Genomic DNA, 21,010 nt, shown 5'->3' with positions numbered 1-21,010 from the left:
TTTCGCCGGGGGAAAGCGTATGACGTTCTGGAGCATCGTGCGCCAGCGCTGCTGGGGGTTACTCCTGGTGGTGGCCGGTGTCTGTATTATCACTTTTATTATTTCACATCTGATCCCCGGCGATCCGGCCCGTCTGCTGGCCGGCGACCGCGCCAGCGACGACATCGTGCAGAACATTCGCCAGCAGCTGGGGCTGGATCAGCCGCTCTACGTTCAGTTTGGCCGCTACGTGGACGCCCTGGCCCACGGTGATTTAGGCACCTCTATCCGTACCGGACGCCCGGTTGCGGAAGACCTGAAGGCCTTTTTCCCCGCCACGCTGGAGCTGGCCTTTTGTTCCCTCCTGCTGGCGCTGGTCATCGGCGTGCCGCTGGGGGTTTTATCGGCGGTGTACCGCAACCGCTGGCTGGATCACCTGGTGCGTTTAATGGCGATGACCGGGATCTCCACCCCGGCCTTCTGGCTTGGGCTGGGCGTCATTGTGCTGTTCTACGGGCACCTGCAAATCCTGCCGGGCGGCGGCAGGCTGGACGACTGGCTCGATCCGCCGACGCACGTCACCGGCTTTTATCTGCTGGACGCGCTGCTGGAAGGCAACGGCGAGGTCTTTTTCAATGCGCTGCAGCACCTGATTTTACCCTCGCTGACGCTGGCATTTGTGCATCTCGGTATCGTGGCGCGTCAGGTCCGTTCCGCGATGCTGGAGCAGCTTAGCGAGGACTACATCCGCACGGCACGCGCCAGCGGCCTGCCCGGCTGGTATATCGTCCTGCGCTACGCCCTGCCGAATGCGATGATCCCGTCGATTACCGTGCTCGGGCTGGCGCTGGGGGATCTGCTGTACGGCGCCGTGCTGACCGAAACCGTCTTTGCCTGGCCGGGCATGGGCGCCTGGGTGGTGACGTCCATTCAGGCGCTCGATTTCCCTGCCGTGATGGGCTTTGCCGTCGTTGTTTCGCTGGCCTACGTGCTGGTTAATCTGGTGGTCGATCTGCTTTACCTGTGGATTGACCCGCGAATCGGGCGCGGAGGTGCCGAATGATGTTAACGCAGGAAACGCCCGTCCCGGTGAAAACCGCCAGACAACGCGTCAACTGGGCAAAGCTGTTCTGGAAGCTGCGCCAAAGTCCGCTCACGATGGTTGGCGGCGTCATTATGCTGGTGATGCTTTTCATTATGGTGGCCGCACCGTGGATCGTGCCGCACGACCCGAACGCGCTGGATCTGACCGCGCGCCTGCAGGCGCCGTCCGCGCAGCACTGGTTTGGTACCGACGAGGTGGGCCGCGATCTGTTCAGCCGCGTGCTGGCGGGCAGCCAGCAGTCCATTACCGCCGGGCTGGCGGTGGTGGTAATTGCGGGCGGCATCGGTTCGCTGCTGGGCTGTCTGTCCGGCGTGCTGGGCGGGCGCGGCGACGCCGTCATCATGCGGGTGATGGACATTATGCTCTCGATACCTTCCCTGGTGCTGACCATGGCGCTGGCCGCCGCGCTCGGGCCAAGCCTGTTTAACGCCATGCTGGCGATTGCGATTGTCCGCATTCCGTTTTACGTCCGCCTGGCGCGCGGCCAAACCCTGGTGGTGCGCCAGTTTACCTACGTGCAGGCGGCCCGCACCTTTGGCGCATCCCGCTGGCATGTGATCCGCTGGCATATCCTGCGCAACGCCCTGCCGCCGCTGATTGTGCAGGCGTCGCTGGACATCGGCAGCGCCATCCTGATGGCCGCCACGCTGGGGTTTATTGGCCTGGGCGCGCAGCAGCCGACCGCCGAATGGGGCGCGATGGTGGCCGTCGGCCGTAACTACGTTCTGGACCAGTGGTGGTACTGCGCGTTTCCCGGAGCGGCGATTTTGATTACCGCCGTGGGCTTTAACCTGTTTGGGGATGGCATCCGCGATCTGCTGGATCCGAAGTCAGGAGGTAAACAGTGATGACCGATCCGGTTCTCAAGATTGAAGACCTGCATCTGAGCTTCCCGATTTTCCGCGGCGAGGTCCACGCGCTGAACCACGTCTCGCTGGAGATCGGCAGGGGTGAAATTGTCGGCGTGGTGGGCGAATCCGGTTCGGGTAAATCCGTGACCGCCATGCTCGCCATGCGTCTGCTGCCGGAAGGCAGCTACCGCATTCATCATGGTCAGGTGAAATTACTCGGCGAAAATGTCCTGACGGCGTCCGAGAAACAGCTTCGCCAGTGGCGCGGTGCAAAGGTCGCGATGATTTTTCAGGAGCCCATGACCGCCCTCAACCCGACGCGGCGGATTGGCAAACAGATGGTAGAGGTGATCCGCCAGCATCAACCGCTTTCCCGGCGTGAGGCGCAGCAGAAGGCGATTACCCTGCTGGAAGAGATGCAAATCCCGGACGCGAAAGCGGTCATGGCGCGCTATCCGTTTGAACTCTCCGGCGGCATGCGCCAGCGGGTGATGATTGCCCTTGCCTTCTCCTGCGAGCCGGAGCTGATCGTCGCCGACGAACCAACCACGGCGCTGGACGTCACCGTTCAGCTGCAGGTGCTGCGCCTGCTGAAGCACAAGGCGCGGGCCAGCGGCACCTCGGTGCTGTTTATCAGCCACGATATGGCCGTGGTGTCACAGCTCTGCGACAGAGTGTATGTAATGTATGCGGGCAGCGTGATCGAGAGCGGAACCACGCAAACGCTGATCCACCAGCCCGTGCATCCCTACTCTATTGGTCTGCTGCAGTGCGCGCCGGAAAACGGCCAGCCGCGCACCCCGCTTCCCGCCATCCCCGGCACGGTGCCCAACCTCAGCCAGCTTCCGCAGGGATGCGCATTCCGCGAGCGCTGCTTTGCCGCCGGGGCGAAATGCAGCGAAACGCCGCGCTTAGCGCCCACTGGCGCAGAGGGCCAACAGGCCGCCTGCTGGTATCCACAACGGGAGAAAGCCCATGTCTGATGTACTGCTGGAACTGGATAGCGTGCACGTGAACTTTGCGGCGCGCAAAAACTGGCTGGGCCGCGTGACGGAACGGGTCCATGCGCTCAACGGGCTCGACCTTGAGATCCGTCGGGGAGAAACGCTTGGCATTGTCGGGGAATCCGGCTGCGGGAAAAGCACGCTCGCCCAGCTGCTGATGGGCATGCTTAAGCCCAGCACCGGCGCCTGCCAGCGGGCGCACCACGCGGGCGGCATGCAGATGGTGTTTCAGGATCCGCTCTCCTCGCTTGACCCGCGCCTGCCGGTCTGGCGAATCATCACCGAGCCGGTGTGGGTGCAAAAGCGCAGCAGCGAGCGCGACCGCCGCCAGCTGGCTGAAAACCTGGCGCTGCAGGTGGGCATTCGCCCGGAATATCTCGACCGGCTTCCGCACGCCTTCTCCGGCGGGCAGCGCCAGCGCATTGCCATCGCCCGGGCGCTCTCGTCCGATCCGGATATCATCGTGCTCGATGAACCCACCAGCGCGCTGGATATTTCCGTGCAGGCGCAGATCCTCAACCTGCTGGTGACGCTACAACAGCAGCGTAATCTGACCTACGTGTTGATCTCACATAACGTCTCGGTGGTCCGGCACATGAGCGACCGCGTGGCGGTGATGTACCTTGGGCAGATTGTGGAGCTGGGCAGCGCCGCGCAGGTGCTTGGCGAGCCGCGCCATCCTTACACCCGCCTGCTGCTCGATTCGGTTCCGCGCACCGGTGAACCGCTGGATGAAACGCTGGCGTTACGCAAAACCGAGCTTCCCGGCAACCGCCGTCTGCCCGAAGGCTGTTTTTTCCGCGACCGATGCCCGATGGCCGCGCAGGGGTGCGAGCGTCCTCAGCCGTTACAGCCCTCTCGCGAGGGCCGTGACGTCCGCTGCTGGCGCAGTCTGGGTTAGATTTGCGCCATGCCGCCGTCCACGAACAGCTCGGTGGCGTTAATAAAGCTGGCCGCATCGGAGGCCAGAAACGCCACCGCTTTACCCACCTCACCCGGCGCGCCTAAACGGCCCAGCGGCACCTGAGCGGCCAGCGCGTCGTACAGCCCCTGGCGGTGTTCTTCCGGCACGAGGTCGCCGAGGCCAGGCGTTTTGATTGGGCCCGGGCTTACCACGTTGACGCGGATCCCGCGGCCCTGCAAATCCAGCGCCCAGGAGCGGGCAAAGTTGCGCACGGCGGCCTTGCTGGCGCTGTAGACGCTAAAGTTTGCCGTCCCCTTAATGGACACCGTCGAGCCGGTCAGAATAATCGAGGATCCGGCGGAGAGCAGCGGCAGCGCCTTCTGCACCGTGAACAGCACCCCGCGAACGTTAGTGCCGAAAATCCGGTCAAACTGCTCTTCGGTAATCGCGCCTAGCGGCAGCATATCGCCGCCACCCGCATTGGCGAACAGAATATCGAGGCGGCCTTCTTCTTTGGCTATCCGGGCATAGACCTCGTCCAGGTCCGACAGTTTTGACACGTCAGCGCGAATGCCCACTGCCGTTGAAGCGATTTCAGCCACCGCCGCGTCCAGCTCGGCCTGACGTCGTCCGGTGATGTACACCTTCGCGCCCTGTGCCGCCAGCTCCTGCGCCGTGGCAAGACCGATGCCGGTGCTGCCGCCGGTGACCAGTGCGATTTTTCCTGAGAGAGTCGTGTTCATGTCATTTACCTTTTGTTGGGTTTGCGTTGGACAAACTTTAGCCCTTGCGGGATTAGTGAAAAACCAGCAAAAATGAAAATGACTATTCACATACAGAAATAATCAGAGGGAGTCTCATGGATCAGCTCATGGCGATGCGCGCCTTTACCCGGGTGGTGGAAACCGGCAGCTTTACCCGCGCGGCGGACTCGCTGAACATGCCCATCGCCACGCTGAGCAAGCTGGTGAAATCGCTTGAGACGCACCTGGAGATACGCCTCCTGCACCGAACGACTCGCCGGGTGGTCGCGACGCCGGAAGGGATGGAATACTATGAAAAAGCGCTCAGGGTCTTGATAGATATCGAAGACATCGACACCGCGTTTCGCGTTTCCCGCGCGACGCCCAAAGGGCATTTGCGGGTTGACGTGGGCGGCTCCACCGCCCGGGACGTGCTCATCCCCCTGCTGCCGGATTTTATGCGGCGCTACCCGGATATCCGCATCGACCTTGGCGTGGCCGACCGGCCGGTCGATCTCATCAGCGGTAACGTAGACTGCGTGATCCGCGGCGGCCCGCTGGACGATTCGACCCTTATCGCTCGCCATATTGGTAACGCCGAAATGGTCACCTGCGCGACGCCGGGCTACCTGAAAAACCATGGCGTTCCAGCCTATCCACAGGAGCTGTGCAACGGCCACAAGCTCATTAGCTACCTCTCGCCCGTCACCGGGCGGGCGTTTCCCTTTCGCTTCAGGCGGCATGGCGAGGCGATGGAAATCAATATCCCCCATTATCTCGGCATAAATGAAAGTAATGCCCACCTGGCGGCGGCCGTGGCAGGATTGGGGATCGTGCAGACGTTTGAGTATTCGGCAAAGCCGTATTTACAGGCGGGAACGCTGGCGGCGATCCTGAGCGACTGGCGCCCTGCCGCCTATCCATTTCACGTGGTATACCCTCAGAATCGCCATCTGACGCACCGTCTGAAGGTGTTTATTGCCTGGCTGGCGGAGGTGTTTCCCGCCGCGCTGAAGGGATAGCCGGGCGCCAGCCCGGCTGAGGCTTAGTTAAGCGTATAGTCCAGCGTAATTTCGGCTTTCAGTAGCTGCGAAACCGGGCAGCCCGCTTTGGCTTTCTGAATAATACCGTCGAACTGCTGAGGGGCGATGCCGGGAACGGTCACCTTGCTCTTCAGGGCAACCTTGGTGATGGCAAAACCGCCGTCCGTTTTATCGAGGGAGACATCCGCGGTGGTATCAATGGCGTCGGCGGTATAGCCCGCTTCGCCGAGCATCAGCGACAGCGCCATCGAGAAGCAGGCCGCATGTGCCGCGCCGATAAGCTCTTCGGGGTTGGTCCCCTTTTCACCCTCAAAACGGGTATTAAAGCCATAAGGCTGTTGATTGAGAACGCCGCTCTCGGTGGAAACCGTTCCTTTACCGCGCTTAATGTCGCCAGACCAATGTGCCGAACCGTGCTTATGAATAGTCATTCTTGCTCTCCTTTTGGCTTACAAAGGGTTAAGTATAGACTACGCATCTGACTGCCCCTGGAACACAGACAATTCCGGGACTTACACCTGCTGTACCGACAAAAAGGATAAACCTATGGCGCTAAAAATCAGGATGGCCGTTGCGATCGCTACCCTCGCTCTATCGTTGTCTTTGCAGGCGAAAACGCCCGAGAACTTTATCTATACCAGCTCCGGCGAGCTCGACGCGGCGTTCCCGCTCGTTGTGCGAAGCGATATCGGCGGCGTACAGATCGTCTACAACTGGCGCGCGCTTGAGCCTGAGAAGGATCGCTACGATTTCTCGCGCATTGAACGGGATCTCGCGCGTCTTAAGGCTGCCAGGAAAAAGCTCTTCATCCAGATTCAGGACCGTTTCTTTGAGGCGGACGCCCGCTACGTGCCGGACTATCTGATGCACGATAAGCAATATGGTGGCGGGATTGCGCCGCAGTTCGATAACCCCGGCGAAGGCAAGCCGGTCGGTTCAGGCTGGGTGGCGCGTCAGTGGGATCCCGCGGTGCGCCAGCGCTACCAGGCGCTGCTGGCCGCCCTCGCGAAACGCTTTGATGGCGAGGTATATGGCGTAAACCTGCCTGAAACCGCCATCGATCTTGACGAAAAAAATCCGCCCGCCGGATTTACCTGCGACAGTTATTTTGCGGGAGAAATGGAAAACCTGGCCTTTGCGCGCAAGGCTTTTCAGAAATCACACGTGGTGCAATACGTGAACTTCTGGCCGTGCGAATGGGATAATGACCGCAACTACATGGGGCGTCTTTTTGCGTATGCCAGCGCCAACAATGTCGGCCTCGGTGGGCCGGACATTGTTCCCAACCGCAAGGCGCATATGAAGAATGCCTATCCTTTCTTCCATAAAAATAAACAGACGCTGCCGCTTATCGCCATGGCGGTTCAGGAACCGACCCTGACCTATAAGAACCCTGAGACCGGCAAGCCCTTCACCAAAGCAGAATTTGATCGGTTCGCGGAAAATTATCTCGGGGCGGATATTATTTTCTGGAGCACAGCCTCCCCCTGGCTAAAGGCTAAGTAAACGACGGCAAACGCCGCGCTCATGCCAGATAGCGGGCCAGCTCATCAAGGAACGCCCGCAGCGCGGCAGGCTGGTATTCCCGGGACTGATAAATACCATGGATGGCCAGCGGCTTCGGCTCCAGCGCCGCCAGTACCGGCACCAGCCATCCCTGCTCCAGCGCGGCACGCGCTTCACGCTCCGGCAGCATGGCGATACCGCAGTGCTTAATCGCCGCGTCCATCAGCAGCGAAGAGATGCTGGCGCTTAGGTTGCCGCTGACGGCCACGCTCAGGCTTTCGCCCTCCGGCGTCAGGAAGTGCCAGGACTGCCCGGCAAAAAAGCTGTAGTGCAGGCAGTTGTGCCGGGCTAGTTCTTCGGGGCTGCCAGGCGTGCCGTGCTGCGCCAGATAGTCCGGCGAGGCGCAAAGGACCGAGCGACACTCCCCCAGCCGACGGGCAATCATGCCGGGTTCAGGGTTATCGGTAATGCGTACGGCGACGTCAATGCGCTCTCCCACCAGGCTGACCGGATGGTTGTTCACATCCAGTTCGATGCGCAGCTGCGGGTAGCGCGAGAGCAGACCGGGCAGGACCGGCGCAATCAGGTGCATGGCGGTAAAGTGCGCGCAGGCCACCCGCAGGGTGCCAGACGGGAGATCTTTTTCCGACTGGCCTTCAATTTCCTGCGAGATCTGCGAGAGCGTCCGCGTTTTTTGCAGCACCTTTTCGCCTGCCGCGGTCAGCGTCAGCTTGCGCGTGGAGCGGTTTACCAGCCGCGTGCCCGCCCATTTCTCCATCTGTTCAAGGTAGCGGCTCACCATTGGGCGGGAAATACCCAGCGCCCGGGCCGCCGCGCTCAAACTTCCCAGCTCGCATATTCGGTTGTAAACCTGAGCGGCAATCACGCGATCCATATCAACTCCATCTGCTCGATTTATGAAACTAAGCATGTCTTGTTTCAGGAATTCTGGCAAATGCGAATTTCCGTACAATAGAGACATTCCTGAACAACAGAGACAACAGCATGAAATTCACTCACCTTGCCCTGCTTTCCACCCTTTTCACGCCGGCTGTTTTTGCCGCGCCGTTAAGCATTGATACCTATAACCCGCAGGAGAAAGGCATTTTCGCGGTCTCCTCCACGCTGGTCTCCGGCCCGAAAGAGGCGGTGCTGTTTGACGCGCAGTTCAGCGTGAAGGATGGCGAAGCGCTGGTAGAGAAAATTCGTCAAAGCGGTAAGACTCTGAACAAGATTGTGATCACCTCCGGCGATCCGGATTTCTATTTTGGCCTGCAGCCGCTGGTCAAAGCCTTCCCGAACGCCAAAGTGGTGGCCACGCAGCACGTGGTTGATCACATCAAGGCCACTAAAGACGCCAAGCTCGCCTTCTGGGGTCCGCAGATGAAAGACGGCGCGCCAACGGAGCTGGTCGTCCCGCAGGTTCTCGCCTCCACCACGTTTATGGTTGACGGGGAGAAGATCGACATCGAACAGCCTGACAGCTATGCGGCCTATGTATGGATCCCGTCCGCAAAGACCATCCTCGGCGGCACTGGCGTAGCCTGGGGGATTCACGTCTGGACGGCGGACACCCAGACAGCGGAAAGCCGTAAGCAGTGGCAGGAAACGCTGGTGAACATGGCGGCGCACAAACCCGAGCGCGTGATCCCGGGTCACTATCTGGGTACCCCGCCAGCCGGGACGGGTGCGATTGATTTTACCCGTGACTATCTCCAGCGCTTTGAAAAGGCCTTGTCCGTTCATAAAGATTCTGCGGGCGTCATCAGCACCCTGAAAAAACAGTATCCGAATCTGGCTGAAGAGAGCTCGCTGGAATTAAGCGCTAAGGTGAATACCGGCGAAATGAAGTGGTAATGTAAACGCTGCTCCTGCTATTTTTTCGAGATAGCAGGAGCACCGTCATAATATTCTCTCAGCGCCACGTCGATTTACCCCCCATTTCAAAAGCACACAAAAGCATACACTTATGTCATTTTTATTTCTAAGATGAATCTGAGCCACAACCGGGAAAATATTTGCCATTCTGTTTGTGAATTAAATTTTTTGCGAGCCGTACCATTAAACAGACAACGACACGGAGGCAGCATGTTTACTTATTACCCGGCAAATACCGCAGCAGCACAACCTGAACTCGTTAACGCGATTGCACAGGGTCTTCACGCCGAGCACGGTGCTGTGACTGAAGATGACATTTTGATGGAACTCACCAAGTGGGTGGAATCCACAGATAATGACATCCTCAGTGACATCTACCAGCAGACCATTAACTACGTCGTCAGCGGGCAAAACGCACCCTTGTAAAAAACTGCTAAGCTGGATCTGCAACCTAAGGGGTTACATTTCGTTTGCGTAAGCAAACTGGTCCTTAAAACTATCAACAGGATTGAGGAGTTAATATGAAATCGAACCGTCAGGCACGCCATATTCTGGGACTGAACTACAAGCTTTCTAATCAGCGCAAAGTGGTGATTGAAGGCGACCACGAAACCCAAGTCACTCACGCCACCGGCAGAAAACGCCACGCGGGCAAGTAAGTTCCAGACTGAGATCCAGAACACCATCGGTAATCCCGGTGGTGTTTTTGTTTATGTGTTGCGGTAATTAATATTTAGCTCCTTTATAATACCGCCGGACCGCACCCCATCGCACAGGCCAGAAAGATGACAAACAGCAGTGTCAGGGACGGATCTTCATAAAAAGAGTGAGTGACATGGACAACAAACTGAAAAAACATCGTTCCTTATACATCCCATACGCCGGACCGGTTTTACTCGAATTCCCCCTGCTCAACAAAGGCAGCGCCTTCAGCATGGAAGAGCGCAGCAGCTTTAACCTGCTGGGTTTACTGCCCGAAGTGGTTGAAACCATTGAAGAACAGGCAGAGCGCGCGTGGATCCAGTACCAGGGTTTCAAAACTGAAATCGACAAACACATCTACCTGCGCAACATTCAGGACACCAACGAAACCCTCTTCTATCGCCTGGTACAAAACCATCTTGAAGAGATGATGCCGGTGATCTACACCCCGACGGTGGGTGCCGCCTGCGAGCGTTTCTCCGAGATCTACCGTCGCTCCCGCGGGGTATTCATCTCTTATCAGAACCGTCACAACATGGACGATATTCTGCAGAACGTGCCGAACCACAACATTAAAGTAATTGTGGTGACCGACGGTGAACGTATTCTCGGCCTCGGCGACCAGGGCATCGGCGGGATGGGGATCCCTATCGGTAAACTCTCTTTGTATACCGCCTGCGGCGGCATCAGCCCGGCGTATACCCTGCCGGTGGTGCTGGACGTCGGCACCAACAACCAGCAGCTGCTCAACGACCCGCTCTATATGGGCTGGCGCCATCCGCGTATTACCGACGACGAGTACTATCAGTTTGTCGACGACTTCATCCAGGCCGTGAAGCACCGCTGGCCGGACGTGCTGCTGCAGTTCGAAGACTTCGCGCAGAAAAACGCGATGCCGCTGCTGAACCGCTATCGCGATGAGATCTGCTCCTTTAACGACGATATCCAGGGCACCGCGGCCGTGACGGTGGGTACGCTCATCGCCGCCAGCCGTGCGGCGGGAAGCCAGCTGAGCTATCAGAAAATCGTCTTCCTGGGCGCAGGCTCCGCGGGCTGCGGTATTGCCGAGCAGATTATCGCCCAGACCCAGCGCGAAGGGTTAAGCGAAGAGCTGGCCCGCTCCCGCGTCTTTATGGTGGACCGTTTCGGCCTGCTGACCGACGGCATGCCGAACCTGCTGCCGTTCCAGACCAAGCTGGTGCAGAAACGCGAAAACCTGAAAAACTGGGATACCGACAACGAAGTCCTTTCCCTGCTGGACGTGGTGCGCAACGTGAAGCCGGATATTCTGATCGGCGTTTCCGGGCAAACCGGTCTCTTCACCGAAGAGATTATTCGCGAGATGCACAAGCACTGCGAGCGCCCTATCGTGATGCCGCTGTCTAACCCGACGTCCCGCGTGGAGGCGACGCCACAAGACATCATCGCCTGGACCGAAGGTAACGCGCTGGTTGCCACCGGCAGCCCGTTCGATCCGGTGGTGTGGAAGGATAAAACCTATCCGATTGCCCAGTGCAACAACTCTTACATCTTCCCGGGCATTGGTTTGGGCGTTATCGCCTCCGGCGCGTCCCGCATCACCGATGAAATGCTGATGTCGGCGAGCGAGACCCTGGCGGGCCACTCGCCGCTGGTCAACGACGGCGAAGGTCTGGTTCTGCCCGAGCTGAAGGACATTCACAAGGTGTCGCGCGCTATCGCGTTTGCAGTGGGTAAAATGGCGCAGCAGCAGGGCGTGGCGGTGAAAACCTCTGCCGACGCGCTGCAGCAGGCCATCGACGACAACTTCTGGAAGCCTGAATACCGCAGCTATCGCCGTACGTCGATTTGATCCGCTCCGCCCGGTGGCGCTTCGCTTACCGGGCCTACGGGCTGGGTGTTTCCCTCTCCCTGTGGGAGAGGGTCAGGGTGAGGGCAACAAACCGCACCCTCGAATACCCACTAGCCAAACCCCTTTTCCCCCGCTACACTCCTTTCATCCATTAACCCACTGAATATATAAGGAGGCCAATTATGCTGTATCGTGAAATTTTCAATGTTTCACATACATTTGGTGATCGCACCCGCTCAAGCGTTATCGGTATCGTGCTGCGATAACTTCGGCTTGAGCGAAGACACCCCCCCCTGAAATCCCTTCTCTCGGGCTTACTGAGTTATCGTCAGCGATGTTTGACGAGGCATAAACATGCCTGTAACTCTTGGGTAAGCAACAATGAGCACTTTACTCACTGCACAATCTTTACGCGTTGATACGGCGTTTGGCACGCTCTTCGACTCACTCTCCTTTACGCTGAAAAAAGGCGACCGCATTGGCCTGCTGGGCGATAACGGCTGCGGCAAAAGTACGCTGCTGAAGGTGCTGGACGGCACGGATTCCCCTGCTGCCGGAACGGTAGCGCTGGCCGGGCATTGCCTGATGGCGCGCGTGGAGCAGCATCTCCCGGACGTTATTTTACCGCTCACCATGCTGGATGCCGTACTCGCACAGCTCCCTTTTGCTGAGCGCGATAGCCTGCGCTGGAAAGCCGAAACGCTGCTGGCAGGCATGGGCTTTACGCCGCAGGATATGGCGCTGCACTCCGCCACGCTGAGCGGCGGGCAGCACACCCGCCTGCTGCTGGCCCGGGCGCTGATTCACGAGCCGGACCTGCTCCTGCTGGATGAACCCAGCAACCACCTGGACCTCCCGACCATGCTCTGGCTGGAGCACTTTTTACAGACCTGGTCGGGCAGCTTTGTGCTGGTCTCGCATGACAGACAGCTGCTGGATGCCGTCACCAACGGCAGCTGGATCCTGCGCGATAAAACGCTGCACTACTTTGCCCTTCCCTGCACGGCGGCACGTCAGGCGCTGGAAGCCAAAGATGAGACCGACGCGCAGCGCCACAAGGCGGAGCAAAAGGAGATCGACCGCGTGACCGCCAGCGCCAAACGTCTGGCGACCTGGGGCAAGGTTTACGACAACGAAGACCTGGCCCGCAAAGCCAAACAGATGGAAAAACAGGTCGAACGGCTCAAAGAGAGCCAGACCGCGCTCACGGCGGGCAGCCCGTGGACGTTAACCCTGCGCGGCGACGCGCTGCGGGCTGACCGTCTGCTGGAGATGGAAAACCTCGGCGTCCCGCCCGCGCCTGGGCTACCGCCGCTCTTTAGCATCGAAACGGCGCGGCTGAAAAGCGGCGATCGCGTGGCGATTGCCGGTCGTAACGGCTGCGGTAAATCGTCGTTGATGAAGCTTATCTGGCGACATTTTTCCGATGAACCGGCGGACAGTGGGCTGAAAATCCATCCGCGCGTCTCGCCGGGCTACTACGACCAGACGTTGCATCAGCTGCCGGATGACGCCACGCTGCTCGACGCGCTGGAGCCTTTTGCACCGGATCCGCAGAACCGCAAAATGGCGCTCATCAGCGCCGGGTTCCCGTGGTCCCGCCATGGGCAGAAAGTCAGCACGCTCAGCGGCGGCGAACGCTCGCGCCTGCTGTTCGTGGGCCTGACGCTTGCCCGCTACAGCCTGCTGATGCTGGATGAGCCCACCAACCACCTGGACATGGAAGGCAAAGAGGCGCTGACGCACACCCTTCAGCAGTTCGAAGGCGGCGTGCTGCTGGTCAGCCATGACCGTCAGTTAATTAGCCAAAGCTGCAACCGTTTCTGGCTGATTGAGGACGGTACGCTGAGCGAATGGCACGATGCAGAAGCGGTGTTTGAGCGGCTGCGTGAACGCGCGGGGCTGGTGACAGCCACTGCGCCCGCTGTCGCCGCGACGGTTCACCCCTCGCCGCATGACGATCTGCTTGAGCGGCTGATCGCGCTGGAAACGCTGCTGGAAGACGATCTGGCGCGCAAGCCGAAGCATCAAAAGCCGCAGCTCCAGGCGCAATGGCGTAAAGAGATTGAGGAGATAGAAGCCCAGCTGTAAGTCTGCGCCCGGCGAGCGACTCGCCGGGCCAGCATTTTCCCCCCTTAATTATTAGAGGATCGCCGTATTCTTAATCTGAAATCGAATCAAATGATGACATTATGTTGCCGCAGCCTTGCATTACCAGGCTAATGTATTAATCCTTAAGGGGTATTACACCTGCTATGCAGATTCTTATCATGAACAAGGAGATACACATGAAGGCTGCTGTTGTCACTCAGGACCACCAGGTCAACGTCACCGAAAAAACCTTACGCCCGCTTAAGCATGGGGAAGCCCTGCTGAAGATGGAGTGCTGTGGCGTATGCCATACCGATCTTCACGTGAAGAACGGTGATTTTGGCGACAAGACCGGGGTTATCCTGGGCCATGAAGGAATTGGTATCGTGAAAGAAGTCGGCCCTGGCGTGAAGTCGCTGAAAGTCGGCGATCGCGCAAGCGTGGCCTGGTTCTTTGAAGGCTGCGGCCACTGCGAATACTGTAATTCCGGCAACGAAACCCTGTGCCGTGACGTGAAAAACGCCGGTTACTCCGTTGACGGCGGCATGGCGGAAGAGTGCATCGTCACCGCGGATTACGCGGTAAAAGTGCCGGACGGTCTGGATTCGGCGGCGGCCAGCAGCATTACCTGCGCTGGCGTGACCACCTACAAAGCGGTGAAGGTGTCGGGTATTAAACCGGGCCAGTGGATTGCGATTTACGGTCTCGGCGGGCTGGGCAACCTCGCGCTGCAGTACGCCAAAAACGTCTTTAACGCCAAAGTCATCGCCCTTGACGTGAACGACGAACAGCTGAAGCTGGCAGCCAGCATGGGCGCGGACCTCACCATCAACTCCCGCAGTGAAGATGCCGCTAAAATTGTGCAGGAAAAAACCGGCGGCGCGCATGCCGCAGTCGTCACTGCCGTCGCAAAAGCGGCCTTCAACTCGGCGGTAGATGCCGTGCGTGCCGGTGGCCGCGTGGTCGCCGTTGGCCTGCCGCCGGAAGCGATGAGCCTCGATATTCCGCGTCTGGTGCTGGACGGCATTCAGGTGGTGGGTTCGCTGGTTGGCACCCGCCAGGACCTGCAGGAAGCGTTCCAGTTCGCCGCTGAAGGTAAAGTGGTGCCGAAAGTAACGATGCGTCCGATCGAGGACATCAACGCCATCTTTAAAGAGATGGAACAGGGCCAGATCCGTGGCCGTATGGTGATTGACCTGCGTTCGTAATCACCCACCGTACATCGCCGCTCCTTACCGGGGCGGTTTTTTTATAGCCATTTTCCGGCAATCCTTATCTTAATTCCTTTGTTCCCTTGTTTTCCCCCGCGCCCGATGATGAATCCGACGCTAACAAGAAGATAACAAAGGAATTCACCATGCAAACCCCATTTCGTCTGCCGCTGCTGACGGCGCTGATTCTGACGACCACCGCAGCCTGGTCCGCCGATGCGCCGGTCAAAGGCGGCACGCTGATTTATCTGGAGCAACAGGCGCACACTAACCTCTATCCGCCCGCCGGCGGCTTCTACCCGAACGGCGGCATTCTGAACCAGATCACCGACAAACTGACGTGGCAAAATCCAAAGACGCTGCAGGTCGAACCGTGGGTGGCCGAAAGCTGGACCACCAACGCCGATAAAACCGAATACACCTTCAAAATTCGCCCGGGGATCACCTTCTCCGACGGCACGCCGCTGGACGCCAACGCCGTAGCAAAAAACTTTGATACCTACGGCTTAGGTAACAAGGCGCAGCGCCTGCCGGTGTCAGAAGTGATCAATAACTACGATCGCAGCGAAGTGGTCGACCCGCTGACCGTGAAGTTCTACTTCAAAAAACCGTCGCCGGGGTTCCTGCAGGGCACCGCCACGATTGGCTCGGGTCTGGTCTCGCTCAGCACGCTGAAGCGCAACTTTGAAGAGCTGGGTGACGCCCGGCATATCATCGGCTCTGGCCCGTTTGTGGTGAAGGACGAGAAGCTGGGGCGCGAAGTGACGCTGGAAGCCCGTAAGGACTACCAGTGGGGGCCAAAAAATCTGGCGCAACAGGGGCCAGCCAATCTTGATGGCATCAAGTTTATCGTGACTCAGGAAGACAGCGTGCGCGTCGGCGCCCTGCTGGCCGGTCAGGCCGACTTTATTCGCCAGGTGCAGGCGTATGACGAAAAGCAGGCGACAGACCAGGGCTATAAAATCTACGCCGCCCCAACGCGCGGGGTGAACGACAGCATCAGCTTCCGCCCGGATAACCCGCTGGTCTCCGATATTCGCGTGCGCCAGGCGCTGCTGCATGCCACGAATGCAAAACAGGTGGTTGAGACCCTCTTCTCGGCTAACTATCCGCAGGCGAAGTCGGTGATTGCCGATTCCGCCGCTGGCTTTGTCGATCTCAGCGACAAATTGTCCTTTGACCCGGCTAAAGCTAACCAGCTGCTGGACGAGGCGGGCTGGAAAGCGGGCAGCGACGGCATCCGCGCCAAAGACGGCCAGCGGCTGGCGCTAACGGTGTATGAATCCCTGCCGCAGCCGCAAAACAAAGAGGTGCTGCAGCTGGTTGCCCAGCATTGGCGTCAGGTGGGCGTGGCGCTGAGCGTGAAAGCCGGTGACGCAGGCAGCCGCACGCTGGATAACCTTGACCCGCTGAAAACCCCGTTAACCGTCTCCGAAGTAGGCCGCGCCGATCCTGACGTGGTGAAAAGCATGTTCTACCCCGCTAACCGCGACGCGCTGCTGCAAAAAGGCGGCTCCAGCGACAAGGTCAAAAGCTTCCGTGACGACAAGCTGAATGCGCTGCTGGTGGATATCTCCGCCGAAGTCGACCCGCAAAAACGCCTGCAGCTGACCGGCGATGCCCAGCGCTACCTGCTGGATAACGCCTACGTCATTCCGATTTTCGAGGAGCCGCAGGTCTTTGCCGGTGCGCCATGGCTGAAAGGCGTGAATTTTGAAGCGGTCGGCCGCCCGTCGTTCTACGGCGCGTGGCTTGAGAAACACTGAGGAGCTGACGATGCGCCACGCACTTCTTCAACGCTTTGGGCACGGGCTGCTGGTGCTGTGGGCCGCCTTTACCCTCTCGTTCGTGTTGCTCCAGGTGCTGCCGGGCGACGCGGTGCTGATTAAATTTCAGAACCCCGACCTGGGCTTAAGCCCGGCGCAAATCGAGGAGATGCGCGTGGCCTACGGCGCGGACAGCCCGCTGTGGCAGCAATACGGCCATACGCTGCTGGCGATGCTGCACGGGGATTTCGGCTATTCGTTACAGGCCGGGGTGCCGGTCAGCGAGCTGATTGCCAGCAATCTGCCGGATACCCTGAGCCTCGCCCTGCCCGCCTTTTTACTCGCGGTTCTGCTGGCGTTTGCGCTGGCCTTTGCGTCGCGTCTGCCGGGTCTGCGCTGGCTAAGTAATACCCTACAGTCGCTGCCGGTCCTGTTTATCTCCTTACCGACGTTCTGGCTGGGGATTGCCCTCATCCAGCTCTTTTCTTTCCAGCTGCGGCTGATCCCGGTGATTAACCCGACGCCGCTGCAGGGGTTGATCCTGCCGATCGTGACCGTCGCGATCCCGATCTCCGCCCCGCTGGCGCAAATCCTGATGCGCAGCCTGGACCAGGTGGCGACGCAGCCGTTTGTCGCCGTGGCCCGCGCCAGAGGGCTGAGTGAAACCGCCGTCCTGTGGCGCCACGTCACCGGCAACGCGCTGCTGCCGGTACTCAATATTGCCGGGCTGCTGCTGGGCGAGCTCATTGCCGGAGCGCTGATCACGGAAACCGTTTTTGGCCGCAGCGGGCTCGGGCAGCTGACCCAGCAGGCGGTAAATAACCAGGACATCGCCGTGCTTCAGGCGGTGGTGATGATTTCCGCCCTCGGCTTTGTCCTGATCAATCTGCTGGTGGACCTGCTGATGCCGCTGCTGGATCCCCGTCTGCAAACCGTTACCGGAGGTGCATCATGAGCCTGGTCGATTACGCTGCCGCGGCGCGAAAACGCGTTCCCGGCTGGCAGGGCATCGCGTGGCAGCCGGGACTGTGGCTGGCGTGGGCGGTGATTATTCTCGCGGTTTTTGCCGCCGTGGCGCCCGGCTTGTTAACCCACTACAGCCCGATTGAGGGCATCGCCGGAGCGCAACGTCTGGCGCCGCAGGCGGGCCACTGGCTCGGCACCGATCAGCTTGGCCGCGATGTTTACACCCGTATCGTGTACGGTGCGGCCCACTCCCTGAGCGCGGCGCTCGCTGCCGTCACGATGGGGCTGGTGGTGGGCACCGGTCTCGGGGTGATCGCCGGGGCGTTCGCAGGACGCGTCGAGTCTTTCCTGATGCGTTTTGTCGACGTGCTGTTGTCCATTCCGTCTCTGCTGCTCTCGCTGACGGTCATTATTCTGCTCGGGTTTGGCACCGTTAACGCCGCCATTGCCGTCGGCGTGGCCTCCATTGCCAGCTTCGCCCGCCTCGCGCGCGGTGAAGTGGTGCGCATCCGCCATACGGATTATGTCGAGGCGGCGTTCGGCAGCGGCGGGACGTTCCTGGCGGTGCTGTGGCGACACATCCTGCCCAACGCCTTAACCGCCGTCCTTGCCTTTGCCACGCTACAGTTTGGTCAGGCCATTCTGGCCCTGTCCACGCTGAGCTTTCTCGGCTACGGCACCCCGCCGCCCGTTCCGGAATGGGGCTTATTGATCGCCGAAGGGCGTAACTATCTCTCTACCGCCTGGTGGTTAACCACCTTCCCCGGCGTGGTCGTCATCGCCGTCGTGCTGGCCACCAACCGTATCAGCCAGCAGTTCAGCGGAGGCCTGAAATGACCGTACTCTCGGTAGAAAACCTGACCATCAGCTACCGTACCGCGCGCCGGTGGCGCGAGGTGGTGCATAACGTCAGCTTCGCCCTTCAGCGGGGGGAAATGCTGGCCTTTGTCGGCGAATCCGGTTCCGGCAAAACGACCACGGCGCAGGCGATCATCGGCCTGCTGGCGGATAACGCCCGTCGGGATGCGGGGAAAATCGTGCTCAACGGCGAGGAGATTAGCCGGTGGTCAGCGAAGCGACTCGATACCCTTCGCGGGGCGCGAATCAGCCTGGTTCCGCAGGATCCGGGTAATTCACTCAATCCGGTGAAGACGATCGGCGCGCAGGTCGGGGAAATTATTCAGCTGCACCAGAAGGTGACTCACGCCCAACGCGACGAGCAGGTGCTCGCCCTGCTGAAAAAGGTCGGCCTGAGCCACCCCGAACAGCGCATGACGCAGTATCCGCATCAGCTCTCCGGCGGGATGAAACAGCGCGTGCTGATTGCCATCGCCATTGCCCTGAGCCCGGACGTCATCATTGCCGATGAGCCCACCAGCGCGCTGGACGTGACGGTGCAAAAACGCATTCTCGACCTGCTGGATATCCTGCGCCGGGAATCGGGCACCGCCGTTCTGTTTGTCACCCACGATCTGGCCCTGGCCGCCCAGCGCGCGGACAGGCTGCTGGTGTTTCGCAACGGTGAGGTTCAGGAGCATGGCGACACCGCCGATATCGTCCGCACGCCGCAGCACGCCTACACTCGTCAGCTGCTGAGCGATCTTCAGGGCCAGCGCCTGACCATCGCCCCGGTAGCCGGTCTCCCGCTCGCGTCACCGGCCATTCGCGCCCGCGCCATCAGCAAACGGTTCTCGCTGGGTAAAGGTCATCAGCTTCAGGCGTTGGATCGGGTGACGTTTGACGTCAGACGCGGCAGCACCCATGCGCTGGTCGGTGAGTCCGGCTCCGGGAAGACCACTCTCGCCCGTATTTTGCTGGGTTTTGAACAGGCGGATAACGGACAGGTCATTATTGATGACATTGATGCCACCGACCTCAACCGCGAGGCCCGCCGTCAGCTGCGCCAGAAGATCCAGTTTGTTTACCAGAACCCGTTCGCCTCTCTCGACCCGCGTCAGACGCTGTTCGAGATCATCGAAGAGCCCCTGAAGAACTTTTCTCGCCTCGCCAAGGCGGAGCGAAAGGCCCGGGTGGAGACGGTCGCGCAGCGGGTTGCCCTGCCCGTCGAACTCCTGACCCGCACCGCAAGGGAGCTTTCAGGCGGACAGCGCCAGCGCGTAGCCATCGCCCGGGCGCTGATCCTGGAACCGACCATTCTGGTGCTGGACGAAGCCACCTCCGCGCTGGACGTCACCGTCCAGGCGCAAATTCTGGCACTGCTTCAGCAGCTGCAGCAGCAGCTGGGATTAACCTACCTGTTCATCACGCACGATCTCTCTACCGTTCGCCGGATCGCCCACAGCGTCACGGTGCTGCGCAGCGGTCAGGTGGTCGAACACGGTGACGTCGAGACCTTATTCACGTCACCACAGAACGACTATACCCGCGAGCTGATTGCCGCCATTCCCCATTTTTCACCCGCTAAGGAGGAGTTCGCATGACGCGAAAACGCCTGGGATTTTTCACCCGCCTGCTTGACGACGCCACGCCGAAAGAGCGCTATCGACTGGCTACAGAACAGATCCGCCACGCTGAACGCCACGGTTTTGACAGCGCCTGGATTGCGCAGCACCACTTCCATGAGAATGAAGGCGGCCTGCCATCGCCGCTGTTGTTTCTGGCCCACGTTGCGGCGTATACCGAAACCATTCGGCTGGGCACGGCCATCATCACCCTTCCGATGGAAAACCCGCTGCGCGTGGCGGAAGATGCGGCGGTGCTGGATTTACTCGCCGATGGACGTATCGAAGTCGGCTTTGGTTCGGGCGGCACGCCGACCTCTTTCCTGCCGTTCGGACTGACGTTTGAACAGCGCGGCGCGGCCTTTGCCGACCATTTACATTTGATCCAGAGCGCCTGGCGCGGGGATTCGCTTACCCATCCGGATAACCACCTCTACCCGCCAGCGCCACAGCTGGCTGACAGGATCTGGATTGCCACCTTTTCCGTCGACGGCGCCGTTCGCGCCGCGCGGGCCGGACACGGTTTGATGCTCTCCCGCACGCAGCCGCGTCCGGCAGACCAGTTGGATCTCACGCTCGACGCGATCCAGAACCCGATTGTGGATGCCTACCTTGAGGCTCTGCCTGCCGGTATCGCACCGCGTATTCTGGCCTCCCGTACGGCATTCGTCGCCGACAGCGATGACTATGCGCTGAAGGTTGCGACGCCGGGTCTCACCAGACAGGCCCAGCAGCATCGCGCTGCCGGACACGCGGTTAAAGGTGACACCGTCACCGATTTTCGTCGCCAGTTCGACGCCCACATCGGTTCGCCCGAGACGGTGCTGCGTTCGCTGCAGGCCGATTCCGTTCTCCGGCGCGCCACGGACATCTCATTCCAGGTCCATTCGGTCGAGCCCACCCATCGAGACACGCTGCGCTCCATCGAACTGATCGCCGAACATATTGCCCCCCACATCCTTTGAGGA

At 59.9% G+C, this 21,010-nt stretch carries 20 protein-coding genes; 17 read left to right on the top strand and 3 right to left on the bottom strand.

Annotated features, from left to right (window positions below; all coding sequences use genetic code 11):
* The first annotated feature begins 19 nt into the window (after nt 1-19).
* From LLF79_RS06020 to LLF79_RS06005, 4 genes are read left to right on the top strand one after another with little or no spacing between them, the layout of a single operon-like run.
* Nucleotides 20-1,042, top strand: a complete 1,023-nt coding sequence (locus LLF79_RS06020; RefSeq protein WP_032663482.1) for an ABC transporter permease — start codon at nt 20-22, stop codon at nt 1,040-1,042.
* Complete coding sequence (gene ddpC / locus LLF79_RS06015; protein ID WP_227879239.1) at nt 1,039-1,932, top strand: D,D-dipeptide ABC transporter permease; 894 nt, start codon at nt 1,039-1,041, stop codon at nt 1,930-1,932. Before LLF79_RS06020 ends, ddpC begins: the two co-directional genes overlap by 4 nt.
* Complete coding sequence (locus LLF79_RS06010) at nt 1,932-2,918, top strand: ABC transporter ATP-binding protein (protein ID WP_227879238.1); 987 nt, start codon at nt 1,932-1,934, stop codon at nt 2,916-2,918. Before ddpC ends, LLF79_RS06010 begins: the two co-directional genes overlap by 1 nt.
* A complete protein-coding gene (locus tag LLF79_RS06005; protein WP_008501705.1) occupies nt 2,911-3,840 on the top strand; it encodes an ABC transporter ATP-binding protein in 930 nt (309 codons plus the stop codon). Before LLF79_RS06010 ends, LLF79_RS06005 begins: the two co-directional genes overlap by 8 nt.
* On the opposite strand, the gene LLF79_RS06000 is transcribed toward LLF79_RS06005, so the two are convergent.
* Entirely contained in the window at nt 3,837-4,586 is a 750-nt protein-coding gene (locus LLF79_RS06000; protein ID WP_021240182.1) for an SDR family NAD(P)-dependent oxidoreductase, read from the bottom strand. The two genes, LLF79_RS06005 and LLF79_RS06000, sit on opposite strands and share 4 nt — an antisense overlap.
* 116 nt (nt 4,587-4,702) lie before the next feature.
* Here LLF79_RS06000 and LLF79_RS05995 point away from each other — a divergent pair, with 116 nt between their 5' ends.
* Nucleotides 4,703-5,608, top strand: coding sequence for a LysR family transcriptional regulator (locus LLF79_RS05995; RefSeq protein WP_044596480.1), 906 nt, complete (start codon nt 4,703-4,705; stop codon nt 5,606-5,608).
* 23 nt (nt 5,609-5,631) lie between these two features.
* On the opposite strand, the gene LLF79_RS05990 is transcribed toward LLF79_RS05995, so the two are convergent.
* Entirely contained in the window at nt 5,632-6,060 is a 429-nt protein-coding gene (locus LLF79_RS05990; protein WP_008501708.1) for an OsmC family protein, read from the bottom strand.
* 115 nt (nt 6,061-6,175) lie between these two features.
* On the opposite strand from LLF79_RS05990, the gene LLF79_RS05985 reads away from it, so the two are divergent.
* Nucleotides 6,176-7,135 carry a hypothetical protein gene (locus LLF79_RS05985; protein WP_045352519.1) on the top strand — a complete coding sequence of 320 codons (960 nt, stop codon included), beginning with the start codon at nt 6,176-6,178 and terminating at the stop codon, nt 7,133-7,135.
* Between the two features lie 19 nt (nt 7,136-7,154).
* Here the strand turns inward: LLF79_RS05985 and LLF79_RS05980 are convergent, their stop codons facing one another.
* Nucleotides 7,155-8,030, bottom strand: a complete 876-nt coding sequence (locus LLF79_RS05980; RefSeq protein ID WP_032651913.1) for a LysR family transcriptional regulator — start codon at nt 8,028-8,030, stop codon at nt 7,155-7,157.
* A gap of 110 nt (nt 8,031-8,140) precedes the next feature.
* On the opposite strand from LLF79_RS05980, the gene LLF79_RS05975 reads away from it, so the two are divergent.
* The 11 genes from LLF79_RS05975 (at nt 8,141) to LLF79_RS05925 (ending at nt 21,007) form a co-directional block, all read left to right on the top strand.
* Nucleotides 8,141-8,992, top strand: coding sequence for a Vmh family MBL fold metallo-hydrolase (locus LLF79_RS05975; RefSeq protein ID WP_023292348.1), 852 nt, complete (start codon nt 8,141-8,143; stop codon nt 8,990-8,992).
* Nucleotides 8,993-9,223: 231 nt separating this feature from the next.
* A complete protein-coding gene (gene bdm / locus LLF79_RS05970; RefSeq protein WP_013096534.1) occupies nt 9,224-9,439 on the top strand; it encodes a biofilm-dependent modulation protein in 216 nt (71 codons plus the stop codon).
* A 95-nt stretch (nt 9,440-9,534) separates the two neighbouring features.
* Nucleotides 9,535-9,672, top strand: coding sequence for a stationary-phase-induced ribosome-associated protein (gene sra / locus LLF79_RS05965; protein WP_008501714.1), 138 nt, complete (start codon nt 9,535-9,537; stop codon nt 9,670-9,672).
* Between the two features lie 176 nt (nt 9,673-9,848).
* Complete coding sequence (locus tag LLF79_RS05960) at nt 9,849-11,546, top strand: NAD-dependent malic enzyme (RefSeq protein ID WP_008501715.1); 1,698 nt, start codon at nt 9,849-9,851, stop codon at nt 11,544-11,546.
* A 381-nt stretch (nt 11,547-11,927) separates the two neighbouring features.
* The gene (locus tag LLF79_RS05955; protein ID WP_227879237.1) at nt 11,928-13,637 is read left to right on the top strand and encodes an ABC-F family ATP-binding cassette domain-containing protein; all 1,710 of its coding nucleotides are present in this window, start codon (nt 11,928-11,930) and stop codon (nt 13,635-13,637) included.
* A 197-nt stretch (nt 13,638-13,834) separates the two neighbouring features.
* Nucleotides 13,835-14,845, top strand: a complete 1,011-nt coding sequence (gene adhP, locus LLF79_RS05950) for an alcohol dehydrogenase AdhP (RefSeq protein ID WP_008501719.1) — start codon at nt 13,835-13,837, stop codon at nt 14,843-14,845.
* Nucleotides 14,846-14,994: 149 nt separating this feature from the next.
* Entirely contained in the window at nt 14,995-16,614 is a 1,620-nt protein-coding gene (locus tag LLF79_RS05945) for a TIGR04028 family ABC transporter substrate-binding protein (protein ID WP_227879236.1), read from the top strand.
* Nucleotides 16,615-16,624: 10 nt separating this feature from the next.
* Nucleotides 16,625-17,569, top strand: coding sequence for an ABC transporter permease (locus LLF79_RS05940; protein ID WP_227879235.1), 945 nt, complete (start codon nt 16,625-16,627; stop codon nt 17,567-17,569).
* Nucleotides 17,566-18,417, top strand: coding sequence for an ABC transporter permease (locus LLF79_RS05935; protein WP_227879234.1), 852 nt, complete (start codon nt 17,566-17,568; stop codon nt 18,415-18,417). Before LLF79_RS05940 ends, LLF79_RS05935 begins: the two co-directional genes overlap by 4 nt.
* A complete protein-coding gene (locus LLF79_RS05930; protein WP_227879233.1) occupies nt 18,414-20,021 on the top strand; it encodes an ABC transporter ATP-binding protein in 1,608 nt (535 codons plus the stop codon). The genes LLF79_RS05935 and LLF79_RS05930 overlap by 4 nt, the downstream gene beginning before the upstream one ends.
* Nucleotides 20,018-21,007, top strand: a complete 990-nt coding sequence (locus LLF79_RS05925; protein ID WP_227879232.1) for a putative FMN-dependent luciferase-like monooxygenase — start codon at nt 20,018-20,020, stop codon at nt 21,005-21,007. Before LLF79_RS05930 ends, LLF79_RS05925 begins: the two co-directional genes overlap by 4 nt.
* The last annotated feature ends 3 nt before the right edge of the window (nt 21,008-21,010 follow it).

Origin of the sequence: Enterobacter cloacae complex sp. 2021EL-01169, from assembly GCF_020733125.1 — a bacterium.
In the GTDB taxonomy this organism is placed as follows: domain Bacteria; phylum Pseudomonadota; class Gammaproteobacteria; order Enterobacterales; family Enterobacteriaceae; genus Enterobacter; species Enterobacter roggenkampii.
Note: the sequence above shows the minus strand (reverse complement) of the source record. Positions and strands in the feature narration are given on the sequence as shown.